11 protein-coding genes are annotated in these 16,874 nt (G+C 72.6%); 5 read left to right on the top strand and 6 right to left on the bottom strand.

Going from position 1 to position 16,874, the window contains the following annotated elements:
* The first annotated feature begins 143 nt into the window (after positions 1-143).
* The gene (locus tag P3T37_RS07150) at positions 144-458 is read left to right on the top strand and encodes a DUF3040 domain-containing protein (protein ID WP_280722595.1); all 315 of its coding nucleotides are present in this window, start codon (positions 144-146) and stop codon (positions 456-458) included.
* 88 nt (positions 459-546) lie between these two features.
* On the opposite strand, the gene P3T37_RS07155 is transcribed toward P3T37_RS07150, so the two are convergent.
* Both P3T37_RS07155 and P3T37_RS07160 read right to left on the bottom strand, forming a co-directional pair.
* Positions 547-792 (bottom strand): hypothetical protein, encoded by a 246-nt coding sequence (locus tag P3T37_RS07155; protein WP_280722596.1) that lies wholly within the window; start codon positions 790-792, stop codon positions 547-549.
* A 441-nt stretch (positions 793-1,233) separates the two neighbouring features.
* The gene (locus P3T37_RS07160; RefSeq protein WP_280722597.1) at positions 1,234-2,643 is read right to left on the bottom strand and encodes an MFS transporter; all 1,410 of its coding nucleotides are present in this window, start codon (positions 2,641-2,643) and stop codon (positions 1,234-1,236) included.
* 247 nt (positions 2,644-2,890) lie between these two features.
* On the opposite strand from P3T37_RS07160, the gene P3T37_RS07165 reads away from it, so the two are divergent.
* The 4 genes from P3T37_RS07165 to P3T37_RS07180 all read left to right on the top strand — a co-directional run bounded on the left by P3T37_RS07165 (position 2,891) and on the right by P3T37_RS07180 (position 9,808).
* Positions 2,891-3,811, top strand: coding sequence for a helix-turn-helix transcriptional regulator (locus tag P3T37_RS07165; RefSeq protein WP_280722598.1), 921 nt, complete (start codon positions 2,891-2,893; stop codon positions 3,809-3,811).
* A gap of 83 nt (positions 3,812-3,894) precedes the next feature.
* Positions 3,895-5,190: a nucleotide disphospho-sugar-binding domain-containing protein gene (locus P3T37_RS07170; RefSeq protein WP_280722599.1), complete on the top strand. Its 1,296-nt coding sequence runs from the start codon at positions 3,895-3,897 to the stop codon at positions 5,188-5,190.
* A gap of 434 nt (positions 5,191-5,624) precedes the next feature.
* Positions 5,625-5,918 carry a hypothetical protein gene (locus P3T37_RS07175; RefSeq protein WP_280722600.1) on the top strand — a complete coding sequence of 98 codons (294 nt, stop codon included), beginning with the start codon at positions 5,625-5,627 and terminating at the stop codon, positions 5,916-5,918.
* The gene (locus P3T37_RS07180; RefSeq protein ID WP_280722601.1) at positions 5,915-9,808 is read left to right on the top strand and encodes a tetratricopeptide repeat protein; all 3,894 of its coding nucleotides are present in this window, start codon (positions 5,915-5,917) and stop codon (positions 9,806-9,808) included. The genes P3T37_RS07175 and P3T37_RS07180 overlap by 4 nt, the downstream gene beginning before the upstream one ends.
* 364 nt (positions 9,809-10,172) lie before the next feature.
* Here the strand turns inward: P3T37_RS07180 and P3T37_RS07185 are convergent, their stop codons facing one another.
* The 4 genes from P3T37_RS07185 to P3T37_RS07200 all read right to left on the bottom strand — a co-directional run bounded on the left by P3T37_RS07185 (position 10,173) and on the right by P3T37_RS07200 (position 16,455).
* Complete coding sequence (locus P3T37_RS07185) at positions 10,173-12,320, bottom strand: SpoIIE family protein phosphatase (RefSeq protein ID WP_348533220.1); 2,148 nt, start codon at positions 12,318-12,320, stop codon at positions 10,173-10,175.
* 103 nt (positions 12,321-12,423) lie between these two features.
* Positions 12,424-13,275: a hypothetical protein gene (locus tag P3T37_RS07190; protein ID WP_280722603.1), complete on the bottom strand. Its 852-nt coding sequence runs from the start codon at positions 13,273-13,275 to the stop codon at positions 12,424-12,426.
* A 59-nt stretch (positions 13,276-13,334) separates the two neighbouring features.
* Positions 13,335-14,447 carry a PP2C family protein-serine/threonine phosphatase gene (locus P3T37_RS07195; protein ID WP_280722604.1) on the bottom strand — a complete coding sequence of 371 codons (1,113 nt, stop codon included), beginning with the start codon at positions 14,445-14,447 and terminating at the stop codon, positions 13,335-13,337.
* 163 nt (positions 14,448-14,610) lie between these two features.
* A complete protein-coding gene (locus tag P3T37_RS07200; protein WP_280722605.1) occupies positions 14,611-16,455 on the bottom strand; it encodes a cholesterol oxidase substrate-binding domain-containing protein in 1,845 nt (614 codons plus the stop codon).
* Positions 16,456-16,874 lie beyond the last annotated feature (419 nt).

The following is a 16,874-nucleotide window of genomic DNA, read 5'->3' on the forward strand; positions in this document are numbered from 1 at the left end:
CCGAGGCACCCGGTCCGCGGCCCGGCGGGACCCAGGCCGTCATCGCGATTTCCGCTGCGTTGAGCGCCCGACCGACGTGTTCGCGGCCCTGGTGGGGGTATCCGCCATAGGAGGGCTACCGGCGCGCGAGGAGGTGGACAGCCGTGAGCGCGGGCTTTTCGGAGCGGGAGCGGCAGATCCTGCTCGACATCGAGTGTCAGCTGGCCTGTGATCGCAGGTTGGAGCGACATCTGCGAACCGGGCACGTCGGGCTGCGCGCTGCCTGGGACAGCATCTGGACCGTGGCGATCGTCGGCGCGCTGCTGCTGGCGGGAGCGCTGGCGGCGCTGACCGCGGGCGCCTGGCTGGACCGGCCGGCCCTGGTCGTTCTGGGGGCGACGGTGGGCGCGGGCGCGGTGGCAGCCGTGATGCGGATCGTCGGCCTCCGCCGCACCGGCCTGCGCCGCACCGACCGCTGACGCGCCCCCGCGCAAGGCCCGCGTGCCTACTTCGGCTGTCGCCGGTCGCGGCGCTCTGGCCGACACCGGGTCCACCGAGGCAGGACAATCAGTATTCGGAGCCGCTTCGTCGATACGTCCCGGTAACCTGAAGCCACGCTCCGACACCGAAGAACCCCTCGACCACATGGGGACCGTTCTCCGAAACTCGCAGAATCCGCAAAGCTCCGCTGGGGTGCACGTCGTACTCATAGGTGGTGGTCACGGGCTTGTCTTCGTACTGCACGTCCAGCGGACCGCTGGACGGCTCCCCAGGAGACCGGGCCTCGCTCGCAAGCTTGATGTAGACAGACATACCTCTACGGTATTCCCCCGAGCGCAAAAAGGCCGCTCCCGCATTCTCTGCGGAAACGGCCTGCACCCTGATCACACATGCTGGTCTGACAACAGGATTTGTACCTGCGCCCCCACCCCTACGTGTCCTTGTCAATCTCCCCGCCGAAAGCTGGGTGAGAATTTCGCGGTCACGAGTCGCAGCGTCAGGGCTTCTGCTTCACCAAGCTGCATCTGGTTACCTCCTCGCGATCGCTCTGCCGTTCAATTGTTCCGGCAAATTCCATGTTACTCCGCGCAGCGCGCTTGCGGGCCTGCCGCGTAGGAGAATCACGCCGTGCGAGGGTACGGACGGCGTGATTGTCATCCTTCAGGTCAGCGCCGACCCGCCCTGTCTGCTCCCCCTTGCGGCGCGTGGTCCCGACCGAGGCGGTCGGCGTCGTACGGTCGGACATGACGGTGGTCAGCCGCGGGGCAGCAGGAGGCGGGAGAGCGCGGCGGTGGCCAGGAGGAGGGCGGCGACCGCGAGGAGGCCGAGGCGCATGCCCGGGAGCGAGAAGTCGCCGCCGGGGCCGGAGAGCAGGCTGCCGAAGAGCGCGACGGCGAGCGCCCCGCCGGTCTGGCGCAGGGAGTTGAGCAGCCCCGACGCAGTCCCGGAGCGCTCGGCGGGGACGGCGTCCATCAGCAGCGCGGTCAGCGCGGGCACCACGAGCGCCCCGCCGATGCTCAGCGGCAGCAGCAGGACCAGCACCAGCCACACCGGGGTGTGCGCGGCCAGCGGCAGCATGGCCAGCATCGCCGCAGTGAAGACCAGCTGCCCGGCGACGATCACCGGCCGCCGTCCGACCCGCTCCGCCAGCCGCGGCGAGACCAGGTTGGTTGCCGTCACCACGACCGACATGGGGACGAACATCAGCCCGGCCGCGATCCCCGGCATTCCGCGCAGCTGCTGGTAGTACAGACCGAGGAGGAAGATCCCGCCGTAGAAGGCGGCGTTGACGGCGAAGCCGACCGCGAGCGGGACGGCCACCCTGCGGTCCCTCAGCACACCCAGCGGGACCATGGGCTGGCGGTGCCGAGCCTCTATCGCACGGAAGGCGCAACCGGAGGCGACGGCGAGCGCGCCGGCGGCCAGCACAGGGCCGCTCGTCCACCCCAGGTGACCGCCCTCGATCACCGCGAAGGCCAGCCCGGCCAGGGCCAGTACGGCCGTGAGCTGGCCGCCGCCGTCCAGCGCGGCGGGCCGGCGCGGGGAGCGCGGCACCCGGATCAGCAGTCCCAGGATCACCGCGCCCACCGGGAGGTTGAGCAGGAAGACCGCCCGCCAGCCCACCGAGTCGGTGAGCAGCCCGCCCAGCACCGGTCCCGCGGCCATCGCCACCGAGCCGCCGACCGTCCACAGCGCGATGGCGCGGGCGCGAGCCCGGGGGTCCTCGTAGGTCTGCCGGATCAGCGCCAGCGAGGCCGGCATCACCACCGCGGCGGCGCCGCCCTGCGCCACGCGCGCGGCGACCAGCACACCGATGCCGGGCGCGAGCGCGCAGCCGAGCGAGGCGAGGGTGAACAGGGCGACGCCCCAGGCGTAGGCGCGCCGGGCGCCGACCCGGTCGGCGAGGGCGCCTGCGGAGAGCATCAGGGCTGCGAACATGAGGGTGTACGCGTCCACCACCCACTGCAGTCCGGTCATCCCGCCGCTGAGGGAGTCGCGGATCGCGGGCAGTGCGATGTTCACGGCCGAGACGTCGATGGTGATCACCGTGAACCCGAGCAGCGAGGCGACGAGCGTGACGCCGCTGCGCCGCTGCGCGGCCGGTCGGGCCCGGTCCGGCTGTCGTCGCTGGAGCGTGGGCGTAGGCGCGGGCGTGGCCGGCATGGTGAACTCCTTGGAAGAACGTAGGTCTGATGGACAGTCGGAGTGGATCCGCGGCGGGCGGCGCAGCCCGCCAGGGCCGCGGTCCGGTGTCTCGCACCCCCTGGGCCCCGGCGGCCTGGCCGCCCGCTCCCGACCAACTCTGCGCTTCCGCGCGGCCGTCCGGCAGACCGCGCTGTACCCGGGGTGCCGCGTTCCAGGCCCTGACACAGCCCCCCAACGCTCGCCGCCCACCTGCGATAATGATCAGATGACAGCATCAGCGGACGCGCGGGGCACTGAGTTGGGCAGATATCTGAAGGCCCGTCGGGCCCAGGTCCGCCCGGAGGACGCCGGCCTGCCGGTCGGCGCGGGCGTGCGTCGCACTCCCGGTCTGCGCCGGGAGGAGCTGGCCGTGCTGGCCGGGGTGAGCGTCGACTACTACATCCGCCTGGAGCGCGGCCGGGAGACCAACCCCTCCCCCGCCGTCGTGGACGCCCTCGGTCGTGCCCTGCGGCTGCGCGGCGACGGCTACGAACGTCTGCACGAGCTCGCGGAGCTGGCCTCCGGCCGGGCCTCCGAGTTGACGGCCTGCACGGACCACACCGTCCGCGACTCGATCCTGCGGATGCTGGAGTCGGTGCGCCCGCTGCCCGCCTACGTGGTGAGCCGCTACAACCGTGTGCTGGCCGCTAACCCGCCCGGTCGGCGGCTACTGCCCGGGCTCTGGGACTGGCCCCTGGAACAGCGCAACCTGACCCGCTATCTCTTCCTCCACCCGCTCGGCCGGACGCTCTACGAGCCGTGGCTGGACACCGTCGCGCTCTCGGTCGCGCATCTGCGGGCGGTCGCCGGGGCCGACCCGGACGACCCCGAACTGACCACGCTGGTCGGCGAACTGGTGCTGAAGTCACCGGAGTTCGCGAGCCTCTGGGAGCGGTACGACGTCTGCGAACGCGGCGGCGGGCAGAAGTCCTTCCGGCATCCGAAGGTCGGACCGATGACCCTGACCTACGAGGTCATGCAACTCGCCCGGACCGGCGGCCAGCGCATGGTGGTCTACCAGGCAGCCCCCGGCAGCCCGGACGAGGAGGCCATGCTCCGCCTCGAGTCCGCAGGCGCCCGACCGGAGCCGACGCCTGCGGGCCACCCGGAGCCCGCCACCGAGCCACACCGCGCCGGCGTGAGCTAGCCTGCGCTGCAGGCCGGGTGCGCAGGAACGACCACGGGGTGCGCACGGACCGGCCGACGAACCATTGGGGGGTTCACATGTCCATGATCATCACTGCCGCCATGCCCGCGCACGGGCACACCGCGCCGCTGCTGGCGATAACCGCCGACCTGGTGGCCCGCGGGCACCAGGTGGCCTTCCTCGGCGGGGCGCGGTTCGCCGAGGCCGCCGAGAAGACCGGGGCTCGATTCGTCGCCCTGCCGGCGGAGGCGGACTTCGACGACCGCCGGATCAACGACCACTTCCCGGGCCGGGCCGAACTGGCGCCCGGGCCGCAGCGGATGGCCTTCGACGCCCGGCACATCTTCATCGACCCGGTCCCCGCGCAGTACCGGGCGCTGCGCGCTCTGCTGGCCGAGTTCCCGGCCACGGCCGTGATCGGCGACTGCTTCTTCCACGGCGCGCTGGCCCTGGCGCTGGCCCACCCGCGCGACGAGCGGCCGGCCGTGGTGAGCATCGGAGTGGCGCCGCCGATGATGCAGAGCGTCGACACCGCACCCTTCGGCCTCGCCCTGCCGCCCCAGCCGGGACCGGAGGGCCGGGCCCGCAACCGCGAGCTGAACGCCGCGGCGGCGCAGCGCGGCGAGCCGCTGCGCAGGTACGCGGCCGAGGTGTTCGCCACGGTCGGGGCCGAACTGCCGCCGGGGCCACGGGCGGACGCCGCCGTGGCCGTACCCGACCACTACCTGCAACTGACCGTCCCCGGGTTCGAGTACCCGCGCAGCGACGCGCCGGCCTCGCTGCGGTACATCGGCGCGCTGCCCTTGCAGACCCGGGGCGAGGCGGAACTGCCCGCGTGGTGGCCGGACCTGACGGCGGCCCGGTCGGTCGCGGTGGTCACCCAGGGCACCCTGGCCAACGACGACCCGACCGAGCTGCTGGTCCCCGCAGTACGGGCCCTCGCCGACCGCCCCGACCTGCTGGTGGTCGCCGCCACCGCCCGCCAGGACGGGCCCGAGCTGCTGGCCCAGGCGCTCGGCGGCCTGCCGGACAACGTCCGGGCCGCCGGCTACCTGCCGTTCGACCGCCTGCTGCCGCACGCCGACGTACTGATCAGCAACGGCGGCTACGGCGGCGTCCACACCGCCCTCACCTTCGGGGTACCGCTGGTGGTCGCCGGCGGCAGCGAGGACAAGCCCGAGGTGGCCGCCCGGGTCGCCTGGCGCGGCGTCGGCATCGACCTGCGCACCGGCCGCCCAGGCGAACCGGAACTGCGCGAGGCCGTCGACCGAATCCTCGCCGACCCCACCTACCGCACCAACGCCGCCACCCTGGCCACCCAACTCGCGGCCCACCAACCCCTGACCGCAATCGCCGAACTGGTCGACTCCCTCACCTGACCGACACGCACTGACCCGGCGCGAGGCATCAGATACTCCTCGCGCCGGGCCAGCCCCAGCCACTGGTACCACGGCGGGCCCTTGACCTGACCAGCCGTCAACCCTCGGGGCTGTGAGGCGACATGGGTACGATCGCGCAGGCCGAGCGTGGCCGTGAATCGTGCGGCTCTACAGTCGAACGCCTGCGCCAGGTGCGGTTCGGGCGGGATGATTGGCGCCCCAAGTTGTCTGCCAGCACGGGAGCTTCAATGCCGGACCCGCAGGACGCTCAGCAGATAATTGAGGCCTTGGCCCTGACCGGCGCCACGACGGTAGTGGCGGCGATGGCTACCGATGCCTGGCAGTCGACCCGTGCCCAAACGGTCCGACTGTTCCACCATCGAGGCCATGATCTCCAGACTGTCGAGACCCAACTGGAGGGTGACGCCGTTGTCGTGGCACAGGACGAGAACGCCGAGGCGGCCCGGCAGGAGTTGGTCGGGCCGTGGCGGCGGCGCCCGGTGGCCCTGCTGCGCGAGGACCCCGACGCCGCGGCCGAGCTGACGGCGCTGATCGACGAGGTCCGCGAGGAACTGCCGCAGGCCCAGCGGAGCTGGGCGCAGACCATCACCGCCAGTGGCCACGGCGTCGTCAACGCGGTGCAGCACGGGAACCAACACAACTACTACATGGATTCCTCGGCCCCCGACCGTCAAAGGGGTACGGCGGCCCGTGAGGCCGACGCGTGAGCGAGCAGACACAGGGCTGGACCCAGCCGGACGGCGCGGTGTTCACGCAGACCATCGCGGCGGCTGGTCACGCCCGGGTGAACGCGGTGCAGCACGGCGATCAGTACAACTACATCTACCGCGGTGCGCCGCCGTACCGGGTGGAGGCACTCCCCCTCGCTGATCCGGCCGAGGTGCCCGCCGGGCTGAGCCGTGTGCCCAGCCGGCTGCTGATGGCCCGTCACCGCGTGGTCCCGTTCCTTCCGCGCCCGGAGCTGGACCTGTTGGAGTCCTGGCGGGACGACCGGGTTCCGGGCTTGTCGGTCCGCCTGCTCCATGCCGAAGGCGGCGCGGGCAAGACGCGGCTGGCCGGCGAGTTCGCCATCCGCTCGGCGCAGGGCGGGTGGGCCGTCGCGATGGCACGCCACCGCAGCGAGGTCGCCGCGGCGGGTGGCGAGGACGAGAGCCTGACGGTGCGTTCGCCGGGCCTGGTGCTGATCGTCGACTACGCCGACCGTTGGCCCTTGGAGGACCTGATAACCCTGGTGCGCCAGCACCGGGACGCCGCCCGCGACCGGCTGCGCCTTCTCCTGGTGGCCCGCCCCGCCGGCATGTGGTGGCAGGGTCTCGCCCACCAGTTCACCAAGATCGACATCCTCGACGTCAACACCATCACCTTGGCGGCACTCCCGGACGACACCGGCATGCGCTCCCAGATGTACACCGCAGCCCGGGACCGCTTCGCCGAGGTCTTCGCGCCCCCCGACCGCGCCGCCCTTGAGGTCCCCGGCGACCTCGACGATCCGATGTACGGCCTGACGCTAACCGTGCACATGAAGGCCTTGGTTGACGTCGACGCCCTCTCCCGCGGAGAGTTGCCTCCGGTCGGCTGTGACCAGGCCCATCTGTCGTCCTACCTGTTGGACCGTGAACACGACCACTGGCGCTCTTCGTACAACGGCGGGAAGGGGCCCGTGGCGACCAGCGAGCAGACCATGGGACGCGCGGTCTACCTCGCCACCCTCACCCGCCCCCTGGATCCCACCAGCGCGTCGGAAGTCCTGGCCCGCACGGGTGTCGCCACCAGCGCCGCCGCATCCGATCAGATCCTGCGCGACCACACCCACTGCTACCCGCCCGAGGACCCCGGCCGCGTCCTGGAACCGCTCTACCCCGACCGGCTCGGTGAGGACTTCCTCGCCCTCACATTACCCGGCAGTGAACAGCAGTTCGACTACTACGCCACCGACTCCTGGGCCACCGGCGCGCCGGAACTCCTGCTGGCGCCCAGGGCCGGTGACACCGGCCCGCTCCCCTGCACCCGCCAGGCGCTGACCGTCCTGATCGAGGCCGCCCACCGCTGGCCCCACCTGACCGTCCATCACCTGGAACCGCTCCTTCGTCGGCACCCAGCCCTGGCACGCACGGCGGGCAGTACCGCGCTCATCCGCCTCGCCGACCTCACCACCCTCGACCCCGCGATCCTGGCCGGCGTCGAAGCCCAGCTGCCCCGCGGCCGGCACGTCGATCTCGACCTCGGCGCCGCCGCCCTCACCCGGCGCGTCACCGAGCACGAACTCGCCCGCACCACCGACCCCGACACGCGTGCGACGCTCTGCCACAACCTCGGCTGGCGCTACAGCAACGCCGGCCTGTACCAGCAGGCTCTCCCGCCGACCGAGGAGGCGGTGGCGATTCTCCGCCACCTGGCCGGGGCCGACGCCGCCGCGGAACTGGGCCGCCTCGCAGGGGCGCTGAGCAACCTCTGCGCCATCCTCGCGGGACTGGGCCGTAGGACGCAGGCCCTCGCCGCCGCAGAGGAGGCAGCGGCGATCGAACGCCGCCTGGCCGGAGCTGCCCCCACCACCCACCTGCCCCAGCTCGCTCTGACCCTGAACAACCTGAGCCCAAGGCTCTCAGAGGCCGGCCGGCTCCAGGAGGCCATGGCCGCGTCCGAGCAGTCGGTGGCGATTCGCCGCCGACTTGCCGAGACCGAACCAGCGGATCAGCTACCCGAACTGGCGAGCGCCCTACTCAACCTCGGCGTGCTGCTCGGGAAGTGCGGAAGTCCTCAGGACGACCTGATCATCACTCAGGAAGCAGCCGACCTCTACCGTCGGGCCGCCGAAGCCGACCCCGCAGCTCATCTGCCCGACCTCGCCGCAGCGCTGAACAATATCGGTTTCACGCTCCTGAAGTTGGACCGTCCCCAGGAGGCGCTCGCCCCCACCCGGGAGGCGGTCGACCTCTACCGCCAGGCCGCCGAGGCCAACCCGGCAGGCCATGCATCCCAGCTGGCGAGGGCACTGAGCAGCCTCAGCATGGGATTCGCGGCACTGGGCCGCTTCGAGGACGCGGTGATTCCCGCACAGGAGAGCGCGGTGCTCCGGCGCCGACTGGCCGAGGCCGACCCCATCACTCATCTGCTCGACCTCACCGGTTCACTCAACGACCTCAGCCTGTGGCTGCAGCGAATCGATGGCGACCACGACTCCCTGAGCCCACTCCAGGAGTCGGTGATGGCTCTCCGGCGACTTGCCGAGATGCAACCCACCACCGCGCTGCCCCGCCTGGCTGCGTCATTGAGCAACCTCGGCGTCATACTCGCCGAGCGTGGCCGTATCCAGGAAGCGCTTGCCCCCGCCCAGGAGGCCGTTGAGGTCGGCCGCCGGCTCGTCGAGACCGATCCAGCAGCCCATCAAGGTCTTCTCAGCTCGTTCCTGACCAATCTCAGCCTCCGGTTGACCGAGCTTGGGCGGCAGCAGGAGGCGCTCGCCGCAGACGAGGAAGCGGCGGGGATCCGCCACCGAGTGGCCGAGGCGGAGCGAGCCGAGTCGTTGAGCGAGCAAGGCATCCGGCTGTCAGCGCTGGGCCGGCACCGGGCCGCGCTCGCCGCGATGGAAGAGGCGGTGGCGATCCGCCGCCAACTGGCCGAAGCCGACCCCCTCACCCAGCTGCCCCACCTCGCGGAGGCGCTGAACGTCCGAGGCGTTCGGCTGTCGGAGCTGGGCCGGCGCCGGGACGCGCTCGCCCCCGTGCAAGAGGCGGCGGACATCGTGCGCCGACTCGCCGAGGCTGACCCTGGCACCCATCTTCCCCACCTCGCCATCGCGCTGACCAACCTCGGCCGTCTGTTGACCGAGCTGGGGCGGCACCAGGGTGCGCTCGCCGCGATGGAGGAGGCGGTGGCGATCCGCCGCCGACTGGCCGAGGCCGACCCTCCAGGCCACCGACACAGCCTGACGATATCCCTGATCAATCTCGGCGCCCTGTTCGCGCAGTGCGACCGCCTTCACGAGGCGGTCGGCACCACGTACGCGGCTGTCGACCTGAGCCGTCGGCTGGTCGAGGCCGACCCGGCAGTCCACCTGCCCGAGCTCGCGGCGGCACTGAACAACATCGGCTTCTGGCTCTTGGAGCTGGGCCGTCCGCGGGACGCACTCGCCGCCACCCAGGAGGCGGTCGACCTCTACCGCCAGGCCGCTGAGGCCGACCCGACGGGCCAGCTGCCCCATCTGGCGATGGCACTGAGCAGCCTCAGTACGGGATTCGCGGCGCTGGGCCGCTCGAAGGACGCGGTGATTCCTGAGCAGGAGAGCGTGGCGATCCACCGCCGACTCGCTGAAGCCGACCCCCTCACCCATCTGCCCAGCCTCGCCGAGGAGTCGATGATTCTCAGCCGCCGACTCTCTGCGGCGGGGTGGCCGGCCGAGGCGTTGGCGGCGGCCGAAGACGCCATGAAGACCGTCCGGTCACTGACTGCTGCTCGGCCCGGAAAGTTCCTTGACCTTGTGGCGCTTGCTGAAAAAGCGCTCGCGGCAGCCCGGGAAGAGCTGGGACCCCTCGGAACCGCCCAGCGGATCCGCCCCCGGCTGTGGCAACGCGTTTTCCGGAAAGGTCCCCGTCCATGAATTTCCAGGTGAGTTCAGCGGGTACTGAGTCTCCTCCGAGGGCCCAAGGAACGGCAAGGGCCGCTACCGGTCACGCAAAGCCGAATGGCAGCCAACCCGATCGTGCCCATCGAACGCCTTCACCAACTGCTCGACCGCCATGGGCTGATGCGCGTCGTCCTCTTGCAAGTACCGGCGCCCCCGCGGGAAAATCCGGCCGCCTCGCTGGCTGCGGCCCGGGCAGTGCCGCAGATCCGCTTCGGCGATCTCATGCGCGCTCAGCTGTCCCAGGGCACCGATCTGGGGATCCGAGCAGCCGAGATCATCAACTCCGGCGGACTGGTCCCGGAGGAGATCATCACCGCGATCGTCCGCGACGCCCGGGTTAGCGGGGGACTGCCCGGACCAGCAGGAGGGCGATGTCGTCGGTGCGGTGCTCGGCCTGCCTGGCTTCGCCGATGAGGGCGTCGGCCAGCTTCTCCAGCGGTTCGCCGCCGTGGCGGGCGAGGGTGGCGGCGAGGTCGGCGACGGCCTGGTCGAGGTCGACGCCGGGGGCCTCGATCAGGCCGTCGGTGTAGAGCACCAGGGTGGTGCCGACCGGCAGGTCGACGCGGGTCAGTGGGTACTCGGCGGTTCGGTTGACGTTCAGTACCAGGCCGCTGCGTGGCTCCAGGGCGCTCGCCCGGCCGTCGGGGGTGCGCAGCAGCGGCGCGGGGTGCCCGGCGTCGGCCAGCCAGGCCACCCGGCCGGCGAGGTCGACGCGCAGGTAGAGGCAGCTGGCGAGCAGCGTGGTGTCCAGGTCGGCCAGCAGGCTGTTGGTGCGGGCGAGCACCGTGCCGGGGTCGGCGTCGACCGTGGAGAAGGCGCGTACGGCGGTTCGGAGCTGGCCCATCAGGGCAGCGGCGTTGACGTTGTGGCCCTGGACATCGCCGATCACGACGGCCGCGCTGTCGCCGTCGAGGCGGATGAGGTCGTAGAAGTCGCCGCCGACGTCCATGCCCTCGGTGCCTGGGAGGTAGCGGACGGTGGTCTCCAGGCCCGGTAGGTCGGGCAGGGCGCGGGGCAGCAGGCTTTCCTGGAGGCCGTGGGCGAGGCCGAGCTTGGTGTCGTACAGCCGGGCGCGGTCCAGGGCCTGCGCGATCAGACCGCCCAGCGAGGTGAGGACGGTGCGTTCCTCCATGCTGAAGCGGTGCGGCTCGGCGAACGCCAGTACGCAGGTGCCGATCAGCCGGCCCGAGGTGACCAGCGGCAGGTAGGCCCAGGCGGCCATGTTGTCCTGGGTCTCGTGGCGGTCGGGGTAGAGGCGCTCCAGCTCCGCCCGGGTCTCGAAGAAGGTCGGCACCGCGTTGGTCGACGTCTGGACCCCGGGCGTGGACTCGGACAGCGGGGTGCCGTCGAACTCGTCCACCAGGCCGGGCGGGTAGCCGCGGTGGCCGACGATGCGCAGCCGGCCGCCCTCGACCATCAGCACCGCGACGGCCTGGCCGCCGAAGCCCGGCACGATCTGGTCGGAGATCATGCGCACCACGTCCTGCACGCTGACGGCCTCGGTCAGCGCGCTGGCGAGGTGCAGCACGTGGTACAGCGCTCCGGGCCGGGTGTGCACCACGGACTCGGCGGGCGGGTCGGCGACGGGGCGGTCGTGCTGGGCGATGTCGACGGCGGTGACGCTGACGGTGAGTCCCCCGGAGGCGTCCGGGTAGAGCTGGAAGGACAGCCACCGGTCCGGCGGCCGCAGCGCCACGAACGCCATGGTCCGCCCACTGATCACCGCCGCGCGGTAGTGGTACTCGTAGACGGGATCGCGCAGCCACGGGAGCGCCACCCACGGCTTGGCCCCCAGCAGGCGCTCGGCCGGCTCCCCGAGCAGCTCGGCCGCGCTCGGCGTGACAACGGTCAGCCGGCCGTCCAGGTCGACGCCGCAGATGCCCCCGGGCAGCCGCGCCACTATCGCCGCGAGCGAGTCCGACGCTACGTTCTCGGCGTCGATCGCCGCAGGTCGCGGGCCGGGTCGGACCGGACGGCCCGCCTGCGCCGCCCGTGCCAGCACCTCGCCCAGCTGCGAGGCGAGTACCGTCAGCCCGCGGCGCTCACGCGCCGACAGCTCGGGCGGATGCGCGGCGGGCCACAGGAAGAAGAGCGCGCCGTACGTGGTCCGCCGCGCGACGACCGGGGCGGCGGCCAGGCAGAAGGTGTACGGCATGGCGACCGCGACCCGCGGATACCGGCTCGCCAGCTCCTCCGCGCCGCCCACCCAGATCACCCGGCCGCTGCGCACCGCATCAGCCACCGGTATCGGCGTGCCCAGGCCCACGCCCTGCCACGGTCTGGTGAACTGCCGCGCGGCCCCCAGCGTCATCGCCAGTTCGAGCAGCTGGCCGTCCTCGGAGAGCAGGTAGAGCCCGCCCAACTGCGCGCCGACCCGCTCCGGCGCTGATCGCAGCAGCTCGGCGAGCGTGTCGAGGACGTCCTCCTCCGGTGGCTCGGCGCCCGCAGGCCCGCGCCACCAGGATGCGGGCCGTGACGTACTCACCGTAACCACCTCATCCGACGGACGGGGTGCGCCCGCCCGGCCTCCTCCCATCTTGGCCCGTCCGGGTGCCGGCTGTCCCGCCGATCTCCAGAACCCCCTGCGATCAGTGCAGGATGTTCACCGCGCGGGCCACCACCAGGAGCACGGTCAGCAACGACACCACGGACTGCAGCATCATCAGCATCTTGGCCCAGAGCGAGAGCGGCATGGTGTCGGTCGGGCTGAAGGCGGTCGCGTTGGTGAAGGCCACGTAGAGGTAGTCCAGGAAGCCGGGCTCCCACATGGCCGGGGCGATGTCCGGCTGCTGCATCTGCGGGAAGAGGAAGTCGGGGTAGTCGGCAGTGCCGCGGGAGCGGGCGGCCGGGCCGCCGCGGTCCCACTCCCAGTACCAGAGCGCGAAGGCGATCACGTTCGTCGCCCAGACCGCGCCGCCGGTGCCGAGCAGCCCGAGCGGGGTCGGCGCTCCGGCGCCGGTGATCAGCTCGCGGACCAGTTTGACCGCCGACCAGCCGTTGGCGAGGCTGATCGCCGCGACCAGCGCCAGGCTCAGCGAACGCAGGGCACGGGTGCTGCGGTCGAGCCGGCGGTGCGGGTTCAGCGCGACCAGGGCGATCAGCAGGCCGATCTCCAGCGCCGGGAGCATCCAGCGCGGGTGGATGCTCAACCGCGGCGGCAGGAAGAGCTGCAGTGCGACGGCGGACAGAATCGCGACCGTCACGGCCCAGCGCTGCTCGGCCTCGGTCCCCACCCGCCAGACCGGGCGGGTGGGGAGGCCGCCCGCATCCTTCGCCACGACGGCCGCGACTGCCGCGGCTGGCCCGCCAGCCGCGTCAGGCCCGCCAGCCGCTTCGGCCGCGCCGCCCGTGAGCAGTGCCTCGATGCGGTCGAGCCGGTGGTGGAGCTGCCGGCTGAGGTACTCCGGATCGGGGGCGTCGCCCTCGTGATGGGTAGTCATGGCGCTCATTGTCCCCGGCAGGATCCGCCCGGCGGCCGAAGGGCGGTGAGCGCGCGGACTCACGCCTCGCAGCGGACGGCCAGCAGGGCCGCGTCGTCCGTCAGGCCCTCGACGACGTAGCCGCCGACGTCCGTCAGCAGCTGGTCGAGCACCGGGCCCGGCTCCTGCGCGGGAAAGGCGGCGAGCCGGGATGCGAGCGGGTAGAAGCGCCCGTTCGCATCCCTCGCCTCGGAGACCCCGTCGGTGTAGAGCAGCAGCAGATCGCCCGGGTACAGCTGAATGCTGCGGACCCGGTAGTGCTCACCGGTCAGGTCGCGCAGACCCAGCGGCGGCGCGAAGCCGGGCGGGTCCACCTCGCTGACCCTGCCCGCCCGCCGCAGCAGGGGCGAGGGGTGGCCGCAGTTGACCACCTGCGCCGGCTTCGCCCCCAGAGGCACGCCGACCAGGACGGCCGTCACGAACCGGTCGCCCCGCGCACCGCGGGCGAGCTGCGAGTCCAGCCGCTCGGCCACCGCGGCGAGGTCGCCCTCGGTGCGGGCCGCCTCGCGGAAGACGCCCAGCACGTCCGAGGCCGTCTCGACCGCCGCCAGGCCCTTGCCCTGCACGTCGCCGAGCAGGATCCGCACGCCGTGCGGGGTGTCGAGCACCTCGTAGAGGTCCCCGCCGATCCTGGCCTCGGCTGCGGCCGCCGCGTACCGGACGGCGATGCGCAGCGGGCCGACCCGCGCCGGAACCGGGCGCAGCAGGGCCCACTGGGCCGCCTCGGCCACCGAGCGGACCTCGCGCAGCTCGCGGTCGCGGGCCAGCAGCAGGACGACGTTGGCGGTGCTGGCCATCGTGACGGCAGCGACGGCGATCAGGGCGGCCACGTGGACGGAGGTCGGCACGTCCGGGTTGGCCAGGCTCAGCAGCCCGACGGACGCGAGCGCCAGCAGGCCGGCCAGGAGCGGCACCCGGGCGGTGCGGCTGCCCGTGCCCGCCAGGACGGGGACGGCGGCCAGCACGGGTGAGACGGTGGTCCCGGGGCCGGTGACGAGGTCCGCGACGATCGCCGCGACGAGCAGCACGTAGGCGCCGACCAGCAGCCGGCGCGACCCGCGGGGCAGGCGCGCCGCCTCGGCGGTCCGCAGGCCCAGTGGGGCGGGTGGCCGCGGCAGGACGTCCTCAGGCACGGTCGGCTCCCTCGGGGTCGGTCCGCTCCTCGGGGCCGCACGGCACCCGGCGGGGCGGGGGCGGCCCGGCTCTCCCCTCAACTCTCCCCCGTTCCCGCCGCCGCTGCGACGCGGCGCGGCCGGTCACCGCGCTGCTCCCCAGCGCGGTGACCGTGCCCTCGGCTCAGCGCAGCAGGGTGTCCAGCAGCGGGCTGCTGAAGACCCGGTGCGGGTCGTAGCGGTTGAGGGTGGCGACCGCCTCGTCCCAGCCCGCGCCGCCGCCGGCCCGGTGGCTGTCGGGGATCACCCGGGCTATCACGTCCGGGTCGGCCCAGGTGGCGTCGGCGGTGTAGGCCCAGCCCTTGGACCACTCGACGCGCAGCGCGGCCCGCGTCCCGTCGAAGGTGGTCAGCAGGTACTGCTCCAGGTCGCGGCCGAACTGGTGCAGCCCGGGGGTGGACGGCAGGGTCAGCACGTCGAACCAGACCGCGACGTCCCACTCGGGGTGGTCCGGCCGCGGGCTGAGTGCGGACAGCAGCGGCGCGCGGGCGCCCGGGACGCCGACGACGGCCGGATCGTCGAGGCCGGTCACCCGGATCTCCACCGCGCCGTTGATCGGGAAGGCGCCGCGCGCCTGGTACTCCGTCAGCAGGTTCTGGTAGCCGGAGGTGACCTGGCTGACCACCCACTGCACGTCGTCCCGCTTGCACATCACCGCGTACCCGTTGGCGGTCATCCGCAGGGTGGTCGGCCGGACGTACTGCAGCAGGGTGCGCGACGGGCCCCAGAGGTCCGAGCTCAGGCCGCTGGCGAGCAGGTGGGTGATCACGTCGAGGGTGAGCAGGTCGCGCAGCAGGCCGCCGGAGAGCAGCACGTCGGTGATGTCCCCGGTGAGGCCGAGCCGGGCCAGCAGGAACTGGAGTTGGCCGAAGACCGGCGCCAGCGCCCAGGACCCGCCGACCAGTTGACCGGCGAGATCGGCGACCGGGGTCGGGATGCTGTCGGAGAACGGGTAGTTGTAGGGCTGGTCGACGGCCCGCGAGGGGAACGGCCTGTCGGGCGTGACGCTCCAGGACTTCAGCCACGGGTACTCGGTGAAGGCGAACCAGATCGCCTCCACCCGACCGTCGCGCTCCAGGAAGTCGGCGAACCGCCGGGAGCTGGACGTCGACCCGGGAGCGGCGAAGAGCTCGGTGGCAGGGATGTCCAGGCGGCTGACGCAGCGCAGGTTCTGGTCGGCCCCGGCGACCAGCACTGCCTCCGTCACGAAGGCCCGGCCGAGGTGGACCAGGAACGCGGCGCTGTCGGCCTCGGCCCGGCTGAAGGTGCGCAGCGCGTACCGGCCGGCGGCCTCGTCCCAGACCACGGCGGTGAGTTCGGTGACCAGATTACTGACCGACCCGTAGCCGTGACCGGGCAGAGCGGTCTCGCCGGCGGCCGGGACGGCCGTGCCGTGACCGCCGATGGCGAGCACGCCGCCGAGCGTCACGTCCCCGGGGGCCGGGCAACTGGTGACGCCCAGGCCGCGGTCGGCGAGGAAGGCGAGCACCTGCTCCATCCCCGCGCCGGCCTGTGCGCGGACGGCGGACAGGCCGCCCGCCGTGGTGGCCGGGCTCAGCGCGGTGAGGTAGCGGGTGGTGTCCACCAGCAGCACGGCGGCCGAGGACGGTGTGCCGTCCGCCACCGTGAGCGGCGCCCAGGTGTGCCGGTACCCCTGGGCGCGCAGCCGCCAGCCCTGGGCGTTCGCCCAGTCGGCGAGGGTCACCACGTCCTGCGGGGTGCGCGGGGCGCACGTCCACAGCTGGTCGGTGTGGATCTCGCCGGCCCAGTTCTCGAAGACCTGCCGGTAGACCTCCACCCCGGCGGGGAAGGCCGGCGGCGCGGCAACGGCGTCGGCCGACGCCGAGTCCGGTCCGATCGCCCCGCGCAGCAGCCACACCCCACCGCCCAGCGCCGCGGAGCCGGCCAGCAACCGACGCCGCGTAAGCCCCGCCGCCCCGCCCGCGACCTCGCCGACCGCGTCACCCACCACATCACCCTTTGAGTCACCCTGTGGCGATACCCGTCCCGGTGACCTGCGCACTGCCATTGCCGCCCCGCCCTCTCCCACGAACCGTCAGACCACGGACGGCCCACGCCGTTCCGTGGGACAGACGCTACGGATCACCCTGGGCTGCCCGCCGGAAGTTCGCATTCAATCATTAGTTCGAGTGAAACTCGGATCACCGGGAACTTTCTCCGATCACCCTGGCCCCGACTGACCGGGGCAACTGCGAGGGCCGAAGCAGCGTCGTAGATCATGGACGACGTGCCACTCCACCCGGAGCAGGCGCGCCGTCCCGAGGTCGGGAGGAGCGCTTCCCAGGCAGCCCGTCGGCAGCACGTCGCCGGTGCGCCGGCGTGTTGCTCGCGACCTCCTCGGCGGCCCCGCCCGGGGCCACCGCCCGG

Source organism: Kitasatospora sp. MAA4, assembly GCF_029893355.1.
Lineage (GTDB): Bacteria > Actinomycetota > Actinomycetes > Streptomycetales > Streptomycetaceae > Kitasatospora.

Excerpts from the sequence above, each read along its gene's own strand:
- P3T37_RS07155 (WP_280722596.1), bottom strand. The coding sequence starts at position 792 with ATGTCTGTCTACATCAAGCTTGCGAGCGAGGCCCGGTCTCCTGGGGAG.
- P3T37_RS07160 (WP_280722597.1), bottom strand. The coding sequence starts at position 2,643 with ATGCCGGCCACGCCCGCGCCTACGCCCACGCTCCAGCGACGACAGCCG.
- P3T37_RS07165 (WP_280722598.1), top strand. The coding sequence starts at position 2,891 with ATGACAGCATCAGCGGACGCGCGGGGCACTGAGTTGGGCAGATATCTG.
- P3T37_RS07170 (WP_280722599.1), top strand. The coding sequence starts at position 3,895 with ATGATCATCACTGCCGCCATGCCCGCGCACGGGCACACCGCGCCGCTG.
- P3T37_RS07190 (WP_280722603.1), bottom strand. The coding sequence starts at position 13,275 with ATGACTACCCATCACGAGGGCGACGCCCCCGATCCGGAGTACCTCAGC.